This window comes from Shewanella sp. SP2S2-4 (assembly GCF_031932025.1).
In the GTDB taxonomy this organism is placed as follows: domain Bacteria; phylum Pseudomonadota; class Gammaproteobacteria; order Enterobacterales; family Shewanellaceae; genus Shewanella; species Shewanella baltica.
Genome location: NZ_JAUOER010000013.1, coordinates 111,298 through 132,064, shown reverse-complemented (window position 1 = coordinate 132,064; position 20,767 = coordinate 111,298). Strand labels below are relative to the sequence as shown.

Sequence of the window (20,767 nt, the reverse complement as noted above, 5' to 3'; positions counted from 1 at the left end):
TGGTCATGAAGACTTCAGCAAAACGACAATTTCAATGTTCAAAGATAGCCATAGTGCTGTCATTAATTCTGTTACCTTTATCGGCTCAAAGCCAGACGTTAGAGCAAGCCGTTGCACATACGCTTGATACGAACCCTGATTTACGTGTTGCCTTCAACCGCTTTAAAGCGCGCGAAGAACAAGTTAATCAAGCAATAGCAGGTTATATGCCGACGATTGATGTCAGTGGCGGCTACGGCTACGAACAAACTGACAGCGTGTCGACTCGTAGACGACCAAATGTCGGTGATGTCGATAGCAAAGGAGTTGCGGAATTAAACCGCGGAGAGTTTGGTGTTAGCCTAAAACAAATGCTCTTCGATGGTTTCTATACTAGCAGTGAAGTTGATCGTTATAGCTTTGAAGCCAGTGCAGACCAATGGGCGCTGCTTGCTGCAGCTGAAGATATGGCGCTCGATGTCACTAAGGTATACCTCAACTATTTGCGCACTGATGAAGTGCTGAAATTAGCAGAGAAAAACCTTAACAGCCATAAAGAAATTTATGACCAAATCAAGCAACGTACCGATTCAGGTTTAGGTTCAATCGCAGACCTATCCCAAATCACGGGACGCTTAGCGCGGGCTAATGCCAACGTGATTTCTGCTCGCAACAATTTACTTGATGCAAAAGCGCAGTACATCAGAATTGTAGAGTCGGCACCAGCAGACTTAATCTTACCTGTGCCCGATGCAGAGATGCTGCCAAAAGATCTAAGCTCTGGCATTATCGCAGCACAGGAGAATCACCCCATACTCAAATCTGCAGCAAATGATATTAGTGCCGCCGAGAATGAACGTTCATCAGTACAGTCTAATTACTACCCTCAAGTTTCTTTGGAGCTGAACGGTAATTGGAATAATGATGTCGGCGGCGAAGATGGTATCTCTGGCGCTGGCGCATTCCGTAGTGATGTGGGTGGCTATAGCAATGATTTAATGGCCATGGTTCGAGTAAAATATAACTTATTCTCGGGTGGTAAAGATCTCGCCCGTGAGAAAGAAACAGCATACAAACTTGGTGAAGCCAAAGAAATCCGTCAACGCGCTCAGCGCGAAGTCGTTGAAGGCGTGAATTTGGCTTGGAACGCATTTGAATTACTGGCACCTCAAAAGCAATACATCCGAGACCATGTTATAGCCGCAAAGGATACCCAATCTGCCTATGCCCAACAGTTCAATTTAGGCCAACGCAGTCTTCTCGACTTATTGGATACCGAAAATGAACTCTTCGAGGCGCGTAAAGACTATTTACAGGCAGAGTATGATGAAATCATTGCTAAGTATCGCGTACTCAATTCTACCGGACGCTTATTAGATTCTCTCAGAGTCACTAGGCCCGATGCATGGCGTGGAGAGCGCAACTATGTAGGAGGAGCTAACTAATGAAAACTATCACATTTTTTCTCAGTGTCATTCTTTTAGCTGGTTGTTCAATGCGCGATACAGTTAATATTGACGAAATGACCACAACTCAAGCCTATGATCTATCAGATAAAGATAGAGATGGGGTCATTGAGGCCCGTGAACGCTGTAATGATACCGCTCAAGGCGCCGGCATTGACAACTATGGCTGTGGCAAAATCAAAGCGATTAATGAGCGTAAAGAGTTAAGCATTTTATTCCCAAATGATTCTGCTTATATTGCACCAGAGTACTATCCTCAAATTGAGGAGGTTGCAGTATTTTTACAACAATTCCCAACGACTAAAGTGACTATTGAAGGGCACACTAGTCGTACAGGAACTGATGAACGCAACTTAGTATTATCGCAAGAACGTGCCGATGCAGTGACAGCTGTGCTAGCCGAACGCTTCAGCATAGATAGAAGTCGATTAACAGCTATTGGATATGGCCCTAGCCGCCCAGTGGTGTTAGAGCGTACTCCTGAAGCTGAAATTCGTAACCGTCGTGTCGTGGCAGAAGTCACAGGTGATGATACGGCAACAGACATGAAATGGACGATTTACTCGGTCGATGACAACACACAATAAAGGACTCACACATTAGGTTATGAACGGCAGACTTGGTTATAAACATTCATTATTGCGAGTCTGCCGCTTTAGCCTCATAGCGTCAGCCTTAGGCATATGCTGCCTATATGCTGCCCCCACACAAAACCTTGATGAAGGGAAGATCACTTCAACCCTTGAAAAACATTATGGTGAGCGTGCGGGGATGCGAGCTAGGGCTTGGTTCAAAGTTTTATCGGAAGCAAGTACGCTAGATGAAAAAGAAAAGCTATTGAAAGTAAATAACTTTTTCAACTTATTCCGCTTTATTGATGACAGTAAATTATGGGGTGAGTCAAATTATTGGGCAACGCCGATGGAGTTTATTGGCGTGAATGGTGGTGACTGCGAAGATTTTTCGATCGCTAAATACTTCACCTTGCTCCAACTTGGCGTGCAAGAGGACAAGATGCGGATCACTATGGTTAAAGCGACTACGGTGAATCAATACCACATGGTATTGGCTTACTATGAGACACCAGCATCGATCCCCTTAGTTCTCGATAATCTTGATCATGAAATAAAGCCCGCCACCAAAAGAAAAGATCTACTACCTGTTTATAGCTTTAACGGTAAACAGTTATGGCTCAATAAAGAGCAAGGTCGAGGTGTACTAGCGGGTTCGTCAACACGGCTAGAAAAATGGAACGATCTTAACCATAGATTAGGTGTTGACCGCCTTAGACAACCAAAATTAAAACTGGAGTAGCACCAAAAATGACACTGTTTAGACAGATTTATTCGCTGCTTTTTAGCCTATTTTTGCTCGTAGTTGCAAGCCTTGGCTATGTGCAATTTACTGAGACTCAAAGCTTTTTAACCAAGCAAATGGAGTCAGATCTAAACAATGCCAGCACTTCACTTGGTCTAATGCTTACTCCAGCACTTCAAGCTGGCGATACCGCAGCTGCAGAAACCTTAGTGAATGTCATCTTTGAAGGCGGCTATTATCAAAATGTAAAGCTGACATGGATGGTCGATGGTAAGCAACAAGAGTGGAATAATCCTTTAAGAATTGAAGATGTACCTCAATGGTTTATTAATTTGAATCTATTTAAAACCATCAAAAAACAAAGCACTATCACTTCTGGCTGGTTACAACTCGCGCAACTTGAAATCACCGCTCATCCAGGATTTGGTTATCATGAGCTGTGGCGAATCATGTCCAATACGATCATTGCCTTCTCTTTGCTTTTCCTCGTTGCCATTTTTACCGCAAGAATTGGTCTAACGTGGATATTAAAACCGTTACATACTCTATCGGAACACGCGAAAAGTATTGCGGCACGCCAATTTGGCCCAGACATGGCATTACCTAAGACCACTGAATTGAAAGACTTAGTGACCGCATTTAACAGTATGTCGGCGCAGTTGAAGCAAGTGTTTCATTCCCTCGACGAAGAAGTCGGCGCATTACGTAAGAAGAATCTTGTCGATCCTGCGTCAGGCCTGCCTAACCGCCAATATGTGGTAAGCCGTTTAAATGGTTGGTTGAGTGAACCTAGCAGCGGCGCGTTATTCCTGGCTAAACTCGACTGGCTCGAAGAAGTGCACAGCAAATATGGCTACCAAGTTCGAGATGAAACCATACGGATCTTGGCAGAAAAGTTTCAGCTGCAGTTAAACGAAATAACACCGTCTGTTATAGGCCGCATTGCCGCCTATGAATTTGCATTTTTAGTGACTGATGTTGAACACGATCAAATCAGCAAATATTTACAAACGCTTATCCGCACCATCAACCAAGAAATGTCAAAGGCAGGCTGTAAGCCTAATGAAGACTTTGCTATTGGTATTGCGGAGCGTATTGGGCAAATGAATGTGTCAGATATTTTGGCCCAAGCCGACAACGCCCTTCAAAAAGCGTTACAAGAAAATAAAACTTTCCATTGGTTTGAAACCACAGAGCAGCAACTATTCACCCGTGAACAGTGGCGGGATAACCTTAGCCATGCCATCAGTAATAAGAAGTTTAAATTTAGATGGCAGCCTATCCAGTTTTGCGATGGGGATGGTATAGCGCAGCGGGAATTATATTGCCAATTAGAGCTCGGCGATCAACTCGCCCATGCAGGGCAATTTATGCCTTATATCGAGCTCTTATCTCTCGGTGCCTTGCTCGATAAATGCTTAATTGAAACCGTCTACGAGCAAAAACTACTAGAGCGTAGCTATGAACCGCTCGCGATTAACTTAACCCACCAAAGCATTAACGATCCTCAGTTCCATGAGTGGCTCAATCACTTCTTACGTAATGCTACATTTATTGAGCGGATCTGCTTCGAAATCCCTGAGGCGGGCGTTTATAGCGATCTTAAGTCGTGTCAGCACTTATGTAACATTATTCGTGATAATGGCGCTAAGTTCGGCATTGACCACTTTGGCCGTCAGTTTGGCTCTATGTCTTATCTACAGGAATTAAGACCGAGTTATGTGAAACTCGATCAATCCTTCGCCTACTATGATGAGACACACCATAATAGTGAGCTCTGCCGCGCGCTAATCAACGTAGCGAAAGGATTAGATATTCAAGTCATAGTGACGGGTATTCAAGAAAAAGCTCAGCTAGAGCGCTTTAACGAGCTTAGAACTGATGCCTATCAGGGCTTTATCGCCCCTCCGGTGAGTCTTGATTAAGCCGAATTAAGAAGTGATATTAAAAACAAAAAGCTCCGTAAGGAGCTTTTTACTTTTCTAACGACAGAATGCCTATATCGATACCGTTGCACATCTGTATTGCCTACATAGAGTTTAAGCAAACGCATAAACAATTTCTATATGAAGCTACATTGCACAAGTGGCAAAAAGTCCCTGTGTATTGATTAAGAATGCTGAGACGTTTCTACTTATCTCTTTGATGCGTTGAATTTGGTCGATACGTTGAAAGCGCGAGGATTCGGCATCTTCTTCTTTCTAAGAAGAAGGCTCTTAATTCCAATAAAGACAAGCAAACCGCAGATGCAAAAAAGCCCCAGTGTATTCATTAAGAATGCTGAGGCTTTTTTACTTATTTGGTCGGTGATAGAGGATTCGAACCTCTGACCCTCTGGTCCCAAACCAGATGCGCTACCGGGCTGCGCTAATCACCGTAAACTGTTCACTATTTACTTAACTTACATTAAGCTCGCTAGCTATGCGAAGAATTTGGTCGGTGATAGAGGATTCGAACCTCTGACCCTCTGGTCCCAAACCAGATGCGCTACCGGGCTGCGCTAATCACCGAGAATATCAATCTTTATATCAAAGTAAACGAAATGGGGTGACTGATGGGGCTCGAACCCACGACAACCGGAATCACAATCCGGGACTCTACCAACTGAGCTACAATCACCACTGACTTTCACTTATCTTGCTAACCTAAAAGCTCACAACTCTATTCGGAATTGGTGCGCCCAAAAGGATTCGAACCTTCGGCCTCACCCTCCGGAGGGGTGCGCTCTATCCAGCTGAGCTATGGGCGCTCGCCTTGGTTAGCGCCGCATATACTAGGGTCAAATCCCCTTTGAGTCTATAGCTGTTTTGCACTTTTTTTACTGACTGCTCAAGTTTTATCACATTAGCTGACTTTTAAAGCAAAATGCAGCCAAAATATGGCTTGGATGTTACAGTATTTCATGCTAATTATAGAGATTGGTAAAAGCAACCCTATATTTAACTTAACTAGTGAGTATCATGTTTAAGGATGAAGATGAAACTGGCCAGCCTCGTATAAATGAAGCTGAACGCTTACGCAAAAAAATTATTCGCTTAAAACAATTAGCGCATAAGTATAAGCATGCTGAGATCATTCAAAACGCATTACTCGAAATATCCAATATTGCGACCCATGCTTCTTCACTCGAAGAATTCTATGTCGGCGTGCATAGCCACCTAAAACAACTCATTCCCGCTGATAACTTTTTTATTTCAACCCTCGATGTCAGCACGGGAGAGCTTGCTATCCCTTTTTTCGCCGACGAGAAAGACGCACATCCTGCAGAGCTTTATCCTGAACAATCCTTATCAACATTACTACAGCAGGGATTAACGGGCTACGTTCTCAGAACGGGTAAGGCTTTGTTATGTGATGATCACAAAGTCAATGAACTGATTGCCGCAGAGGAAATTGTTAACTTAGGTTCTCCCTGCCATTTATGGCTTGGCGTGCCCATCAAACACGATGACATAGTGACTGGCGTGTTAGTCGTGCAAACCTACGACACAAATGTCAGCTATGGTGAAATCGAACTCGAGTTGATGACCTTCATTTGCCACCACATTTCTGGGGTAATGGAACGGCTCAAACATCAGGAACAATTAGAACAAGCCATTCAGCAAAGAACCAGAGAACTCAGCCAAGCCTACGACAAATTAAAACTAGAAGTCTATGAAAGACGCAGAGCTGAGCGCTTACAAAAATCACTGTTTGAGATTGCCGAACTAGCCAGTTCCAGTGCCGACAACCCAGACTTTTATGCCCAATTGCATAATGTCATTCGACACCTCATTCCCGCCAACAATTGCTATATCGCGCTTTTGGATGACACAGAAACTCATCTCACGTTCCCCTTTTATGTCTCGCAATTAGCCAATAAGCATCCAGGAACTCGGCCGCTACAGGATGGCTTAACCGAATATGTACTCAAACATAAGCGCCCATTACTGTTAGATCAAAATAGTATCAATGCGTTAATTGCCTCTGGCGAATTGTATTCCCAAGCGCCAGCGTTAAACCACACTCAAACTATGCATCAATGGATTGGCATCCCCCTCTTTATCCATGATCAAGTACGTGGTGCCTTGACGATTTACAGTTTTAGCATGACGCAAAATTACCAAGTCAAAGACTTAGAATTACTGACATTTGTCTCGCAACACATTGGTTCTGCTATTGAGAAGAAACTGTCCGCAGAGTCCTTGCAACGCAGTTATGAAGAGCTAGAAGAAAAAGTCATCGACCGTACGAAAGCGTTAGCCGAACTCAATCAAAACCTTGAGAAAGAAATTCAACAACGCCGCAGTATGGAAGCTAAGCTAGTTCACGATGCTAAGCACGATGCGCTCACAGGCTTGCCTAACCGCGCTATGTTTATGGAGCGCTTATCTCACGCGATTAAGCACGTCCGTCGCCACAGCTTAGAACAATTTGCCCTACTCTTTATTGATCTCGACCGCTTCAAACAGATTAACGACACTATGGGACATTTAGAAGGCGATAAATTCTTAATTGAGACCGCAAGCCGCCTCAAGTCCTGCATTCGTGATAACGACACTTTAGCGCGCCTAGGTGGCGATGAATTCGTTATCTTGCTCGATAGTATTAACAACATTAACGATGCAAAAGATGTATCAGAAAGAGTGATCCAAAAAATATCCCAACCCTATCGACTCGGCACCATGGAATTTAACTCTGGCGCCAGTATCGGTATTACCATCAGTGGTAAGCATAAAGTCGATACCAGTGAATCTATGTTGCGCAACGCGGATACAGCCATGTATCAGGCGAAAGCCAACGGTAAGGGTTGCTATGTTATTTTTGATGATAGCGCCCAACATCAAGCTATACAGGATGTCGAGTTAGAAAATGAATTTCGGCATGCATTACACCATGCCGAAATCGAACTCAGTTATTTACCTGTCGTCGATTTTATGACTGGTCAAGTGCATGCATTAGAAAGCCGTTTGTTCTGGCAACATCCGCAGCGCGGACTTTTGCAACAAGACCAACTCAGTGCGCTTGCCGAACAATCACATCTTACTGTTGAACTCGATAAATATACGATCAGCATCATAGATCGCACTTATGCTGAACTGCTTAAGCAACATGATGAATCGATTGAATTACATGTGATGCTTTCAAGCCAACATCTTAAGCATAAGCACGTACTACGTAGTTTGAAAAATACTCTCAAGCAAACCCAGTTAAATCTAGGCCAGTTATGGTTATTCTTTAATGAAAAAGCCCTAGTGCAGGAGACTGAAAATCATATCAATGGCTTTGAATTGTTGCAGAAACTCGGAGTAAAACTCGGGATAAGCCATTATGGTAGCGGCTATAGCGCATTAAATAGCTTATTGTTTTTGCCGATTAAAGGCTTAAAGCTCGACGCCAATCTCACCAAACAGATACAAGCAGAGCAGCAGCTTAAGTTAATGTCCGCTTATCAAAAAACGGCATCAACCTTAGAACTGCAAACCTTTGTCGATGGTATTGATAGCCCTGAACAAAAACGAATTTTCAGTGAACTGGGTTATCAACTGGGTCAAGGGGCCGCTTTAGCCGACACTTTTACCTTAAGTGACACTCAACCACAGAGCTGTGCTCAGCTCGAATATGCCTAAATAAAACCAAGCGATTGACTTTAAATAACAGTAAGTGAAACGCTCACTATTTTTTAAACATATCCCTTAAGCTAGAAATATTGGCTCGCCCCGTTTGCATCCGCTCCTGCTCAGTTTGCTGTGGTTTACGATTTTCCCACACCACATCGTCTTGAGGTAACTCAAGTAGAAAACGGCTCGGCTCACAACGCATGGTTTCACCAAATTGACGTCTTTCACGACAGAGGGTAAACCACAGTTCACGTTGAGCCCGAGTGATGCCCACGTAGGCTAAGCGACGCTCTTCATCGACATTGTCTTCATCTATGCTGGTCTGATGGGGCAAGATCCGCTCTTCCACTCCCACCATAAACACAAACGGAAACTCTAAGCCCTTAGAAGCATGCAAGGTCATCAACTGCACCTGATCGCCACCTTCATCCTCACTATTGCGCTCCATCATGTCTCTGAGTGTCAGTCGAGTCACCACCTCAGGCAAGGTCATTGGCTCATCTAACTCATCACCTGCGAGCATCTCAGTGACCCAACGATAAAGCTCAGAGATATTTTTCATCCGCATTTCAGCGGCCTTGGCACTGGTGCTGGTTTCGTATAAGTAATCTTCGTAATTGATCTTACGGATCAAATGCTTCACAGCCTCGACAGGTTCACCACGCTCTGCATGATCCCCTGTCTCGACGATAAAACGCCCAAACTGATACAGGGATGACATGGCCGCCGGCGGTAAATGATGATTCAGTTCAGGCTCAAAAATCGCCGCAAACATAGAAATATGCTTCTCGTTGGCAAAATTACCTAAGCGCTCTAAGGTAGATGGGCCTATGCCACGTTTAGGCAAGTTAACGATGCGCAGGAAAGCATTATCATCATCGGGATTCACCACCAGCTTTAGATAGCCCATGATGTCTTTGATTTCAGCACGGGCGAAGAATGACGTGCCACCACTCAATTTATAAGGAATACGGTTAGTCATCAGCGCGCGTTCGAGTAACCGCGATTGGTGGTTGCCGCGATACAGAATCGCATAGTCGCCAAATTGAGTACGGCCGACAAACTTGTGCCGCACAATTTCGGCGACCACACGCTCGGCCTCTTGCTCCTCGTTGGCGGCAAATAGCACCCGCAGCGGCTCACCATAGGCAAGCTCACTAAAGAGTGCTTTATCGTAAACATGGGGATTGTTAGCGATAAGAATGTTGGCAGCCCGTAGGATCCGTTGGCTAGAACGGTAATTCTGCTCGAGCTTAATTAACTTAAGCTGCGGAAAATCTTTACCCAATAATACGAGGTTTTGTGGCTTAGCACCGCGCCATGAATAGATAGACTGATCGTCGTCACCCACTACGGTAAAGCGCGCCCGCTCACCCACTAACAGCTTTACCATTTCATATTGGCTGGTATTGGTATCTTGATATTCATCCACCAGCAAGTATTGGATCTTGGTTTGCCAGCGGGTACGCACTTCTTCATGGTGTCGCAACAATAAGGTTGGCATCAGAATCAAATCGTCAAAATCTAAAGCGTTATAGGCTTTCATGTGCTGGGCATAACGCTGATACAACATAGCAAATAAGTGCTGTTGCTCATCTTTAGCAATTTTGCGTGCGTGCTCGGGAATAATTAAGCCGCCCTTCCAGTTTGAAATCGTACTGGCGAGCGCTTTAAGTAAATCTTTATCCTCATCTAACTCGTCTTGGGTTAACTCTTTGAGTAGCGCTAAGGTATCTTGATCATCAAACAGCGAAAAACCCGGTTTTAAACCTAAGACCTTATGCTCGCGTTTAATGATCTCAAGCCCTAAGGTGTGGAAGGTTGAAATCCACAATCCTCTGGCCTCTTTGCGTCCCATGGACTGAGCGACCCGCTCTTTCATCTCACGGGCAGCCTTGTTGGTGAAGGTCACCGCCGCAATATTGCGCGCCTTATAGCCGCACTTTTCGACCAAGTAAGCGATTTTATTGATAATTACGCGCGTCTTACCACTGCCCGCACCCGCCAATACTAGGCAAGGGCCTGAAACATAATGAACAGCATCGTTTTGGGCGGGATTGAGTTTCATCTTTGCGCAATATCCAAACAAGTCGACAGAAAGGGATGGGATCATAGCAGAATCGGCGGTTTTAAGGCTAACAAATCCCCGCTTGGGCTAAGCAGAACTCAACCCAATAGACATGCTTAGCCGTGATATAAGCCTCAACAACGACTCACTACAGCCATAGCGCGTTAGCTTTACTTTTGAAACCTAACGCACTGAGTTACAATCGAGCTATTCATTGAAGAGGCGGACAAGATAATGATCAATCCAAAGAAAATTGAAGAAATGGCGAAACAGCTGAGCGAAAGTTTGCCCAGCGGTCTGAAGCAATTTGCCGGTGAATTTGAAGAGCGCAGCAAGCAAGTTCTGCAAAATCAATTACTCAAGTTGGATATGGTTTCCCGTGAAGAATTTGATGTGCAGCAACATGTGCTACTGAAAACCCGCGAAAAGTTAGAAGCGCTGCAAACTCAAGTCAATGAGTTAGAAAAAAAGCTCAACGCTGCGGGCTAACTTACATTACGCATGTTAAATAAAGCACAGTGAGCGAAAGCGTAACTGTGCTTTTTTGTTTTTAACGCTTCGAGCAGTGCGTCTCTTGGGGAAACAATGCAGCAACTCGCTAGCTATATTCTTGCGATTCATGGCTATCCAAGCTTAGTATCGGTAGTGAGCCATTCGAGTAAAAGCCATAGCTATCAAGATAACGACCTCACTATTCATGAAGTAGAAACGCTGTATCACTTCGATAATGGCGTGGTGATCTGCCTGCAAACCGAGCAAGATCAACTCATGATTGAGGCGACATCGGATAATGTTTGCGAAGACTATTGGATAAACTATCGAGTGATAGCATCGAACGGAATCGTTATTTCACCACAGCAGAAATCCTTCAGTAACCTTTGCCAACAGGGATTCTGGCTCAAAATGCAACGGGATCGTAGCTCAATATAGACCCGTAAAATAGACCAGCAAACCTGAGTGATTGATTGAGGCAAAGCGTCAACAGAGGGAAGACGATAAGCGTGATGGAAACCGCAGTGGAATTGACGACTTTTGAGAGCCTAATACGCTGGACATTACTCCTGCTTGGTGGCCTGCCGCTACTCACTTATCCCGGAGTACTCCTCGCCAGTTTGATGGGACTGGCCAGTCAATCAAGTATCAAACCCGCTTTTATCACTCGATTAATGAATCAGTGTTTTCTGTGGGGCAGCCTAGCTTATCCTGCCATATATATTCCCTGCTATCGCATCGCAAGCGATAGCACAGCCTCGTCACCCTTAGTCACCGCAGCCTTGCCACTGCTGTATCTCATTTTACTCTATGGTTGCTTCCGCTTTATGGACATTCCAATTAAAGCGACTGATGACTAACACTTTTGTTGCCGTGCATACTTCTGCTTAAGGCCTTTATGATTTGCTTTAACTAACTTCCAGCGCTCACAGCCGTTAAAGCGGGCATATTCACTGACGGCGATATCAAATGCAGCACAGAAATCCTCATCTAGGCCATTCACCATCACGCCCGCTTCTAAGGTCAATTGCTGCAATAACAAGATGCCCGTTTGGCGATCGGCTTTCACATCCACGCGGCCGACAAAAGTATCGCGCCACAGAATCGCTAAAGAATAATAACCATACCGACGCTTTTCGGCGGGCACATAGACTTCAATTTGATAATCAAAATCAAACCATTGCTTTAGCCGCTGCCGTTGGATTAATAAATTATCGAAGGGATTTAGCAGCCAGACTTTATTGGGTAATGGCGCATGGAGCTGTAATGCAGGGTGGTAAAAGTAGCTTTGCCCTGCCGCCTTAAAACTCGCTAATACCCCCTGTGACTCCATTTCTGCCAGCTCTTGGGCTACTGCTGATTTTAAGCCTTTGCGTAGATAAGCTATTTGCGCCGCAGTACCAAAGGCATGAGCATCGAGATAACGATCAATCAGATAGCGGGTAAATTCAGCCTCTGTCGGTGCTTTGGCATTTATGTCTTGTGGTAACACCCGCGCAGTGAGATCGTAAACCTTCTGGAATTTCTCTCGCCGCACCACCATCAGCTCACCACGCATAAAGAGCTGCTCTAGGGCTTTTTTCGCGGGTTTCCAATCCCACCAAGCACCGTTTTTACCTTCACTGTGTTCAAAATCACTGGCCTTGAGTGGCCCCTCTGCAAGGATTCGTGCCCGCACTTCTTGCATTACTTTATCGTCGGGCTCAAACCAATGCTTACCGCCATTTTGCAGCTGCAGTTTACGTTGCAAACTAAAACGGTAATCGGCGATCGGTAAATAAGCCGCCGCATGGGACCAATATTCGAAGATCTCACCTTTAACCAAAGCCGAATCGAGCATCTTCGGCTGGTATCTAGGCATACGACTATGCAATACATGGTGATGTGCTCGCTCAACCACGTTAATCGAGTCGATTTGCACATAACTTAGGCGCGAGACAGTCTCAGCCACCGAAGTCTGTGGCTGTAATAATCCTTGCTGCTGCATCGTTAATTGCAGCCATTCGTGGGGTGAAAAGGGATTCGACATCACGTTTCCTAAGGTAAAACCTGCAAACACTAAGCCCAACAGACAAAACTAAGATTCTAAAAAATGCTGATGTAGTTTGTATCTTTCGAATGAGCCCCTAAAATACACCGCAAACCAGCTCATGCAGCGCGCTCTTCGGATAACATAAGCCATTTATAACTTAACGGCTATCGCTTTACAGGCCTGTTAGTTTCACGACTCAAGGTCGCGCTAACCACGTACTGACGCCTCATTAAGGATTGATGATGAATATCTACTATCGCCAAGCACAACTCTGCGGCCGCAAAACGGGCAATGGCGCTAAGCTGCCATTTTTGATGAATATCTTGTATTCACTTGCGGCTAAAAATGGCGATCACCAGCCCTTTTCAATGGATGACATTAACGCCGTACTGTTCAATCAACATCAGTCGATTGGTTGCTCTATCAAAGCACCGCTGCCGATAGTGAGTTGGCGCACCGAAGCGATAGAGTATGAGTTATTCAAAGGCGAAGAGCTGGTTTATCTGCCCCAATGCATCATCTTTAGCAATGGTGCCATCGCCTATGTCATTGTCGTCATAGGTGATGAGTATGAGCTGCGTATTTGGCCCGATTACAGTAACCGTGAGCGGGAAAAACAGCACTGGTTTTCCCACCATGCCGTAGTCTATTCCGCCGAACTTGACGTCTTTAAGCAAAGCTTCGAAGCACTGCTTAAGCATATTCGAAAAGAAGATGACTACGAGAAAAAACACCCCAGATTTGGCAAAGACACCCCACTCTCAGATTTATAAACGTGATTAATGTGTATGGATTTAGCGGTAATTGCCATAATTTTGCCACTATTGATCAGCAACTTGCCCGCAACTCTTACGGGGAAATCTGTTTTAATACCCGCCGTGATACCGAGCTAACTCAGCACAATCTTAGCGGTGAAGTCTCGGTCGTATTTCATAGGGAATGAAATCCAATGTTCAGTATTATTTTCTGGGTACTCACCCTACTTAGTTTGGCCTTATTTGGTGGTGCAGCCTACTTAGTCGTACGCGCACTGCTAAAAAAATTCAATCGAGATCAAGGAATAGACATGGAATCGCCACAGGCACAGTCCTCACACAGTAAAGGGACGTCACTCGCTAAAAACACGACTCTATTGAAAGCGTTAACCATAGGCATACTGTCGATCTTAGCTTTGATCCCATTAGGGATCATCATGGACATGACCTCAGATCGCGAAGCCCTGTACCACAGTGTTGTCGATGAAATTGGCCGTTCATGGGGCGAGCAGCAAACCCTCTCAGGACCTGTGCTTGTCATTCCCTATAGCTATTTTGTGATGCAGGAAGAAGTCAGCGCCGATGGCAAAAATCGCCATCAAGTAAAGCGTACCTATCAAGATGAATTGGTCATACTGCCAAAAAAACTCAAGCTAGATTTAGATCTCAAACATGATTTCCGTACCCGCGGCATTTATCAATCCTTAGTCTACAACGCCACTTTGCAAGGCAAAGCAGATTTCAGTTTAAGTCATTATGAAATCCCCAACCTCATTGCCTTTGACAATAAAAATGCGCGTCTCGCCTTTGGCGTCTCATCAAATCAAGCCATTGATAAAGTGGATAAACTTGAATTGACGGGTGAGGCGGTCACGCTGTCAGGCTCGCTGATGTCGGGTACAGGTTTAGGCACCACTGGCGGCTTAGAAAAAGGCTTCAACCAAGGTGTACAAGTCGCCGAAGCCAGTGACTTTAGCGTGGACTTTGCGATGACACTACGCGGTTCTCAGTCCATCAGCGCCCTGCCACTGGGTGAGCAAACCTTAATTAACATTCACGCCGACTGGCCACACCCCAGCTTCAAGGGATTATTACCCGCAGAACGTGATATTAACGCACAGGGTTTTACCGCAAGCTGGAATATCAGTCACTTAACCCGTAACTACCCGCAGGAGTTTATTAAGAGTAATCAATCGACCCTGACCGAAGTGTCGGCCAATGCGATTCTGTTCGAACCCGTGACTCACTACGGCAAGATTGAACGCTCAGTGAAATACGGCCTTCTGTTTATCGTACTGACTTTTATCATGTTATTTATTTTTGAGCTGGGGCAAAAAACCAGTCTTAGTACGATTCAATATGTGTTAGTCGGCAGCGCCATGGCATTGTTCTATTTGCTCCTGCTGTCGCTATCTGAGCATTTAGCCTTCTTGCATGCCTATTTAATTGCCGCCTGTATTCCCGTGTTGTCGGTATCCGCCTACGTGGGCAGTGCCACCGCAAGCCTCAAGCGCGGCGGGATAGTGGGCATTATGCTGGTGAGTTTATATGCCGTGCTTTACTCGATACTGCAACTGGAAGATTACGCCCTGCTGATGGGCACAGGATTACTGTTAGTTGTCCTACTGATTTTGATGTTTGTCACAAGGCATCAACCCAAGAACACGGCGTAACAACGCCCAACCGATCCACCCTTGAAGACCCCCGACAGCGCCACTTTTTGCTGTCGGGATTTTTTTTGATTGGCAAAGCCATTGCCGCGTTGTAGCCTATGGCGTTTATCAAGAGGCTTATATTTTGACCCATAGCGCCTATCTTTTCCGCCGTTTAGGCTTTGCTTGGTTATTGCTGGCAAGCATTCCTGGCTTACTGTTACTGACCCAGAATCAGCTGTTCCCACTGATCGATCTGCAATCTCACTTAGCCCGAACTTTATATTGGATTACCATGACGGGCACGGCGCCCTATGGCGTAGCCACTGTGTTGTTTGTGCTGGCTATCGCCTATCGTCTTATGCCTAAAGCCCTCTTTATGAGTTTGTTTTTAGCCATTAGTCTCAGCCAAGTCATCAGCTTAAGTGTGAGCCATACGCTCAAATCCTATTTTAAAGAGCCCAGACCTAATCTGGTCTTTTTGGCTAAGCAAGCACTGCCTACGGACAAACAGCTTTCACTCGATGCCTTTTATCAATTGGATAAACAAGGGCGCTCCAAGACAATATCCACTGCGCTCGATGGCTTAAAAGTGACGGAGCCTGAGATGAGACTCGACTCGCGCATTCACCAGCATTGGGAAGATGAAATTGGTTATTCATTCCCTTCTGGGCATACCATTTTTGCTGTGACACTGGTGCTCACGGCCAGTTACTATCTGCTGCTCGCAGGCCTACCTAGCGTTGCATTGGTATTATTGGGTTGGGGATTTTTGATGGGATTGAGCCGCATGCTGTTAGGGATGCACTGGCCACAAGATGTGTTGTTTTCGACCTTTTTAGCCGCCTTCATCAGCAGCTTGAGCGTGTTCTTAGTCAGTAAAATACGCCCACTCACGCAAACGCTCGTGAAAGTTCCTGAACGCTAACCTCTGTTGTTGATCACTCGATTAAGTCTGCCATTCAAATACTTAGGCCTTGCTAAGCACTGCCTAAGTATTTGACCACTAAGGCCTGATAAATCCCATTGGCCTTAATTTTTGCCAGCCCTTGATTAAAAGTATCCCGCGCCACTGAGTTGTGGAATACCATGCGATAGGATGTCGGCGGGAAAATAAAGTGATAGCTCAATGCTTGCTGGGTGTCGATATTGGGTTCAACAAACCGATTCAATTGAGTGAAGATATAACGGTCGGCAATCACAGTATTAATCCGGCCTAAGTACAACATACGATTCTGGCTTAATTGAGTATCAACTTCGCGATAAATCGTCTGTTGCGCTACGGCATTAAATTCAGCACCGAGCAATAGGCGAGCATTTTCAAAGGCCGCAATACTGTAGTTTTTTAGATCGGCAATACTTTTTATTTCAAGGTGTTGCGCAGCCAAGCTAATTGCCACATTGGTATAGTCGACATAATCATTAGACCAATAGCCATCGACACCATTTGCGGGATTCATGGTCATCACAGCATCTAATCTGTCTTTGTTGAAATATAAGATTTGGCGCTTACGAGAGTAAAATTTGAAGTTAACTGACTGGCCCATTTCCTTAAAAGCGGCCTTAATAATATCAATCTCAAGTCCCGATTCGGCATCTTCGATAATATAGGGTGGGCGATTTAACGCACTACCAATGGTTATCGAGGCAGAAAATGCATACGTCGGTAAGATTAATAGGCAGATTAACAGCAAACTCAAGCGCATACAGTGTCTCACTCTTATTAGTATCATAACTATAGCGGTTAATGCAGGGAGATCCAGACAGCGCGCCCTCACTCACAATCAGTAAAGGTGATCACTCCCCCAACTTTTACAACCTGATGACTCAAGATTTTTGGCAAACTTGGCTAAGGCTGGCAAACTAGGGGCAGACCCAGCCAACCCTAAGCTTTCGATGACAGAAACTCACCCATACAAACTCGATCAACTCGATTTAACCATTTTGCGTTTACTGCAAACCCACGGCAGATTGTCCAACCTCGAACTGGCCAATAAAGTCGGCCTATCGCCGTCCCCTTGCTCGCGCCGTGTTAAAGCCCTAGAAGAAGCGGGCTATATTGCCGATTATGCAACGCGTCTGTCGGCGGATAAATTCAACCTGCATTTGACCGCGTATATCCATGTGCGGATGGAAAAACACACGCCAGCAATCCTCAATCAATTTGAAGCCAATGTACTAGCCTACGAAGAAGTCCAAGAATGCGCGCTGATCACAGGTTCTGAAGCCGACTACCAACTTAAAGTGTTAGTACAAGATATGGCGCACTTTCGCACTTTCCTGTTAGATAAACTCACGACCAATGTACATATCGCAGGTGTGCATTCCAGCTTTGTGTTGAAAAAGGTCAAAGACCACACGGCCATTCCCTTAAGCCACATCACCATTCAACCATAGGCTATGTAAAAGATACGGCGTTCAGACACAAAGTGCTGCGACATGACTCAGACTTATCCAGTCACTATCGTGACTCAAGTAAAGTCATAGCATCAAAATACCCACTAAGCTTCTGCCATACGGTATTTTTTGACCATAAGATCACAATTCATTGCATTTTTATCATCGCAATTATTCGCTAAAGTGAGGTCGCGAGTTGTCGTCACTCGCAATATAGTCTCGCATAAAGCCTAATGGCGAAACACAACACCAAAATATCAGCAAAATGAGAATATAAATTGCCGATTAACATCATTTTAACGCACTAAAATTGCGTTGAACTTCTTATTTATCCGCCTAAGATACGCCTTCTTTTTACGGGAGGCACAATGCAATCGGCCAATACAAGTTCGACTAACCACTTCAGCTCACGCTTAGGTTTTATCATGGCGGCAGCCGGTAGCGCCGTTGGTGTAGGTAACATCTGGGGATTCCCCACCCAAGCAGCCACCCATGGCGGCGGTGCCTTTTTACTGGTTTACCTGGTACTGATTTTCATCCTAGGCATTCCCATGTTAATGGCCGAACTCATGATAGGTCGCCACGGACAGACCAACCCCGCCGATGCCATGGGCAAACTCGGCTTCAACACCCTAACTCGCAGTTTAGGCAAGGCGATAGGTTTGATTTCCATCGTCACCGCGGGATTAATCTATACCTTCTACAGCATTCTTTCTGGCTGGTTTGTCAGCTACGCCATCGCCCCGATTGCCACAGCTTTAGGCTCGAACGACACCGCCGCTTGGTTAGTGGATTTCTCGCTGTCGCGCAATCTGGTGTTCACGCTGATCTTCAGCACACTCGTGTTTCTGGTTTTGCTGCAAGGCGTACAAGAAGGCATAGAAAAATGGTCGAAACGCTTGATGCCGTTATTGTTGATCATGCTGATCGCGGGCGTGGCGTATATCTTCACCCTTAATGGTGCGAGCGAAGGCATTACCGCACTATTAACGCCTAACTTTGCTAAGGCACTGGCGCCAGATACCCTGATCAGCGCGCTCGGACAAACCTTCTTCTCCCTCACCATAGGCACAGGTGCCATGATGGTTTATGGCAGCTATTTGAGCCAAAAAGAGAATATCGCCAAGCTAACCGTCTGGGTTGCCTTTACCGATAGCGGCATCGCCTTTCTCGCCGCTTTCTTGATTATCCCTGCCATGTATGTGGCACAGCACAATGGCGTGGAGATTTTTAACGCCGAGGGGAAATTACTCGATTCAGATGCGCTGGTGTTTACTGTTTTACCCGCCTTATTCTCGACCTTAGGTGACACCGCCAACCTCATCATCAGCGTGGTGTTCTTTATTCTGCTGATCATCGCCGGCCTGACTTCAGCCATTTCCATCGCCGAAGTCCCGACTAGCTATGTGATGCAAAAATTCGGACTCAGCCGCCAGCGCGCCACCTTGATCATCGGCCTATTACTGACCTCATTATCCCTATTGCTGGCGGTATTTTTTGAGACGCTATTTAGCTTCACTATTATGCTCACCACCCAAATCGCCCAGCCGCTGGTCGCACTCGGCCTTGCGATTTACTTAGGTTGGATTTGGCGCCAAAGCCAGTTACTCAAGGCGATAAGTGGACAAGAGGGTGTCGATACCACAGGACTCTTCTGGCGCATTTGGCCAAGGTACGTGAAGTATGTATGCCCAGTACTGATTATCGCGATCGCCATCAGGCAATTTGTGTAACCCTGTAAAAAGCAAAAATCCCCGCTGAGTGCGAGGATTTTTTATTTAGCAATTGATGATCTAATTAACTTTTTTAAATAATCATCAAGGCTTGCTGCCGCCAATAGTGAATGCGATAACAGCCGGATTTTTTCAATCTATCGATGACGTTGAACTATTAGGGAAGGCTGGATTGAAACGAAAGGGGATGTAAACAGCAGCCTTAAGAGATTAAGGCTGCTTTAAACACTGAGCTGATTACTGTTCGATACCCACAATTAACCAAGGTGAATTGGCTTGTGTTACGTTACGCTCTAAATGCCAGATTTCCTTAATGTCCTCTTCTACGCCTTCAACGGTATCGCGATAGCGGCCGCTAAATTTAACACTCACTTCCGCAAGATTTGCATTGTGTGTGGCGCGGACAAGTTCTGCATCCAAAAACATCACTTCAGTGTGCTGATCGCCAACTAACTCGCGACGTTGGTTGCTGAGTTCATTGTAAAGATCAATAGAAACATACTCTTGGATTTTGCTTAAGTCGTTTTCATTCCACGCCAATTGCAAGGTTTTGTAGTGGCTACGAGCACCTTCCAAAAAGCCGGGTAAATCAAAACCGGCTGGCAAATCGAAAGGAACTGCGCTTGTCGCTTGACCAAAACCATTGCTGCCGCTGTTTGTATTGGTGGCAAAACCTGTTTGTTCAGTCTGTTGGCGCTGCATATTAGGATTGGGTTGGCCTGCACCCGCGTAGGCTGGTCTTTGCTGCGCCCCCGCTTTTGAGGCCATCACAGTACGGACAATTTTGAATAGTACGAATGCCAGCAAACCGATTATCAAAATATCCATAATTTGAATATTTTCAAAACCACCGCCCATAAACAGCGCCGCCAATAAGCCACCCGCTAATAAACCGCCTAACATGCCGCCCATCATACCTTTCTTGCCCGGCGCTCCCGCTGGTGCCGTAGTCGGTGTGTTGGTCGCCGCTGGTTGAGCAGGCGCCGTTTGGTGACTCTTGCCGATAGACTTACTACCGCCGAATTTTTTCGCTTCTGCGACTGGACTAGCAACCAAGCTAACCGCAAAAATCATCGCAAACATAATTAATAACTTTTTCATTTATAAGATCTTTGTTTGTATAACCTGTGGTATCGGCATCATAGCGGGATGACATTATATGTCAACTATCAAAAGATGGCAGCCTGTACAGGCTTTCATTTTTCGGCCTAAAAAAAACGACATAGCCAAACTTCGTTTGTTCTTCTAAATCGAAATCAAAGTCGTGGGGCTTCAC

Annotated in this window: 17 protein-coding genes and 4 tRNA genes; 13 read left to right on the top strand and 8 right to left on the bottom strand. The window is 45.4% G+C overall.

Going from position 1 to position 20,767, the window contains the following annotated elements; genetic code table 11:
* Nucleotides 1–5 precede the first annotated feature (5 nt).
* From Q4Q54_RS12585 to Q4Q54_RS12570, 4 genes are read left to right on the top strand one after another with little or no spacing between them, the layout of a single operon-like run.
* A complete protein-coding gene (locus Q4Q54_RS12585) occupies nt 6–1,424 on the top strand; it encodes a TolC family outer membrane protein (protein ID WP_311891870.1) in 1,419 nt (472 codons plus the stop codon).
* Nucleotides 1,424–2,032: an OmpA family protein gene (locus tag Q4Q54_RS12580; RefSeq protein WP_311891871.1), complete on the top strand. Its 609-nt coding sequence runs from the start codon at nt 1,424–1,426 to the stop codon at nt 2,030–2,032. The genes Q4Q54_RS12585 and Q4Q54_RS12580 overlap by 1 nt, the downstream gene beginning before the upstream one ends.
* A gap of 19 nt (nt 2,033–2,051) precedes the next feature.
* Nucleotides 2,052–2,759 carry a transglutaminase-like cysteine peptidase gene (locus tag Q4Q54_RS12575; protein WP_006083437.1) on the top strand — a complete coding sequence of 236 codons (708 nt, stop codon included), beginning with the start codon at nt 2,052–2,054 and terminating at the stop codon, nt 2,757–2,759.
* Nucleotides 2,760–2,767: 8 nt separating this feature from the next.
* Nucleotides 2,768–4,687 (top strand): EAL domain-containing protein, encoded by a 1,920-nt coding sequence (locus Q4Q54_RS12570; RefSeq protein ID WP_006083438.1) that lies wholly within the window; start codon nt 2,768–2,770, stop codon nt 4,685–4,687.
* Nucleotides 4,688–5,062: 375 nt separating this feature from the next.
* Here Q4Q54_RS12570 and Q4Q54_RS12565 read toward each other — a convergent pair.
* The 4 genes from Q4Q54_RS12565 to Q4Q54_RS12550 all read right to left on the bottom strand — a co-directional run bounded on the left by Q4Q54_RS12565 (nt 5,063) and on the right by Q4Q54_RS12550 (nt 5,511).
* Nucleotides 5,063–5,139 (bottom strand) — tRNA-Pro (locus tag Q4Q54_RS12565).
* Between the two features lie 56 nt (nt 5,140–5,195).
* Nucleotides 5,196–5,272 (bottom strand) — tRNA-Pro (locus tag Q4Q54_RS12560).
* Between the two features lie 33 nt (nt 5,273–5,305).
* A tRNA-His gene (locus Q4Q54_RS12555) sits at nt 5,306–5,381 on the bottom strand.
* Between the two features lie 53 nt (nt 5,382–5,434).
* Nucleotides 5,435–5,511: transfer RNA gene (locus Q4Q54_RS12550), tRNA-Arg, on the bottom strand.
* Between the two features lie 211 nt (nt 5,512–5,722).
* On the opposite strand from Q4Q54_RS12550, the gene Q4Q54_RS12545 reads away from it, so the two are divergent.
* The gene (locus Q4Q54_RS12545; protein WP_311988601.1) at nt 5,723–8,371 is read left to right on the top strand and encodes a diguanylate cyclase domain-containing protein; all 2,649 of its coding nucleotides are present in this window, start codon (nt 5,723–5,725) and stop codon (nt 8,369–8,371) included.
* A 46-nt stretch (nt 8,372–8,417) separates the two neighbouring features.
* Here Q4Q54_RS12545 and rep read toward each other — a convergent pair whose 3' ends face one another.
* Nucleotides 8,418–10,430, bottom strand: a complete 2,013-nt coding sequence (rep, locus tag Q4Q54_RS12540) for a DNA helicase Rep (protein WP_106649179.1) — start codon at nt 10,428–10,430, stop codon at nt 8,418–8,420.
* A 234-nt stretch (nt 10,431–10,664) separates the two neighbouring features.
* On the opposite strand from rep, the gene ubiK reads away from it, so the two are divergent.
* From ubiK to Q4Q54_RS12525, 3 genes are all read left to right on the top strand, one after another.
* The gene (gene ubiK, locus Q4Q54_RS12535; protein WP_259527748.1) at nt 10,665–10,919 is read left to right on the top strand and encodes a ubiquinone biosynthesis accessory factor UbiK; all 255 of its coding nucleotides are present in this window, start codon (nt 10,665–10,667) and stop codon (nt 10,917–10,919) included.
* Between the two features lie 96 nt (nt 10,920–11,015).
* Complete coding sequence (locus Q4Q54_RS12530; protein WP_126492980.1) at nt 11,016–11,360, top strand: hypothetical protein; 345 nt, start codon at nt 11,016–11,018, stop codon at nt 11,358–11,360.
* A 74-nt stretch (nt 11,361–11,434) separates the two neighbouring features.
* Nucleotides 11,435–11,782 carry a hypothetical protein gene (locus Q4Q54_RS12525; RefSeq protein WP_006083443.1) on the top strand — a complete coding sequence of 116 codons (348 nt, stop codon included), beginning with the start codon at nt 11,435–11,437 and terminating at the stop codon, nt 11,780–11,782.
* Here the strand turns inward: Q4Q54_RS12525 and Q4Q54_RS12520 are convergent.
* Nucleotides 11,779–12,951 carry a winged helix DNA-binding domain-containing protein gene (locus tag Q4Q54_RS12520; RefSeq protein WP_311988600.1) on the bottom strand — a complete coding sequence of 391 codons (1,173 nt, stop codon included), beginning with the start codon at nt 12,949–12,951 and terminating at the stop codon, nt 11,779–11,781. The two genes, Q4Q54_RS12525 and Q4Q54_RS12520, sit on opposite strands and share 4 nt — an antisense overlap.
* Nucleotides 12,952–13,196: 245 nt before the next feature.
* Between Q4Q54_RS12520 and Q4Q54_RS12515 the strand changes: the two genes are divergently transcribed.
* The 3 genes from Q4Q54_RS12515 (at nt 13,197) to Q4Q54_RS12505 (ending at nt 16,289) form a co-directional block, all read left to right on the top strand.
* Nucleotides 13,197–13,727 carry a hypothetical protein gene (locus tag Q4Q54_RS12515; RefSeq protein ID WP_311988606.1) on the top strand — a complete coding sequence of 177 codons (531 nt, stop codon included), beginning with the start codon at nt 13,197–13,199 and terminating at the stop codon, nt 13,725–13,727.
* A gap of 176 nt (nt 13,728–13,903) precedes the next feature.
* Nucleotides 13,904–15,382 (top strand): cell envelope integrity protein CreD, encoded by a 1,479-nt coding sequence (gene creD / locus Q4Q54_RS12510; protein ID WP_311988599.1) that lies wholly within the window; start codon nt 13,904–13,906, stop codon nt 15,380–15,382.
* 124 nt (nt 15,383–15,506) lie between these two features.
* A complete protein-coding gene (locus Q4Q54_RS12505; RefSeq protein ID WP_311988598.1) occupies nt 15,507–16,289 on the top strand; it encodes a phosphatase PAP2 family protein in 783 nt (260 codons plus the stop codon).
* Nucleotides 16,290–16,341: 52 nt separating this feature from the next.
* Here the strand turns inward: Q4Q54_RS12505 and Q4Q54_RS12500 are convergent, their stop codons facing one another.
* On the bottom strand, nt 16,342–17,067 hold the full coding sequence (locus tag Q4Q54_RS12500; protein ID WP_311988597.1) for a transporter substrate-binding domain-containing protein: 726 nt from the start codon (nt 17,065–17,067) through the stop codon (nt 16,342–16,344).
* 190 nt (nt 17,068–17,257) lie between these two features.
* Between Q4Q54_RS12500 and Q4Q54_RS12495 the strand changes: the two genes are divergently transcribed.
* Both Q4Q54_RS12495 and Q4Q54_RS12490 read left to right on the top strand, forming a co-directional pair.
* A complete protein-coding gene (locus tag Q4Q54_RS12495) occupies nt 17,258–17,758 on the top strand; it encodes an Lrp/AsnC family transcriptional regulator (protein ID WP_006083449.1) in 501 nt (166 codons plus the stop codon).
* 368 nt (nt 17,759–18,126) lie between these two features.
* Nucleotides 18,127–19,491, top strand: a complete 1,365-nt coding sequence (locus tag Q4Q54_RS12490; RefSeq protein ID WP_311988596.1) for a sodium-dependent transporter — start codon at nt 18,127–18,129, stop codon at nt 19,489–19,491.
* A gap of 237 nt (nt 19,492–19,728) precedes the next feature.
* Here Q4Q54_RS12490 and Q4Q54_RS12485 read toward each other — a convergent pair whose 3' ends face one another.
* A complete protein-coding gene (locus tag Q4Q54_RS12485; protein ID WP_311988595.1) occupies nt 19,729–20,592 on the bottom strand; it encodes a TIM44-like domain-containing protein in 864 nt (287 codons plus the stop codon).
* Nucleotides 20,593–20,767 lie beyond the last annotated feature (175 nt).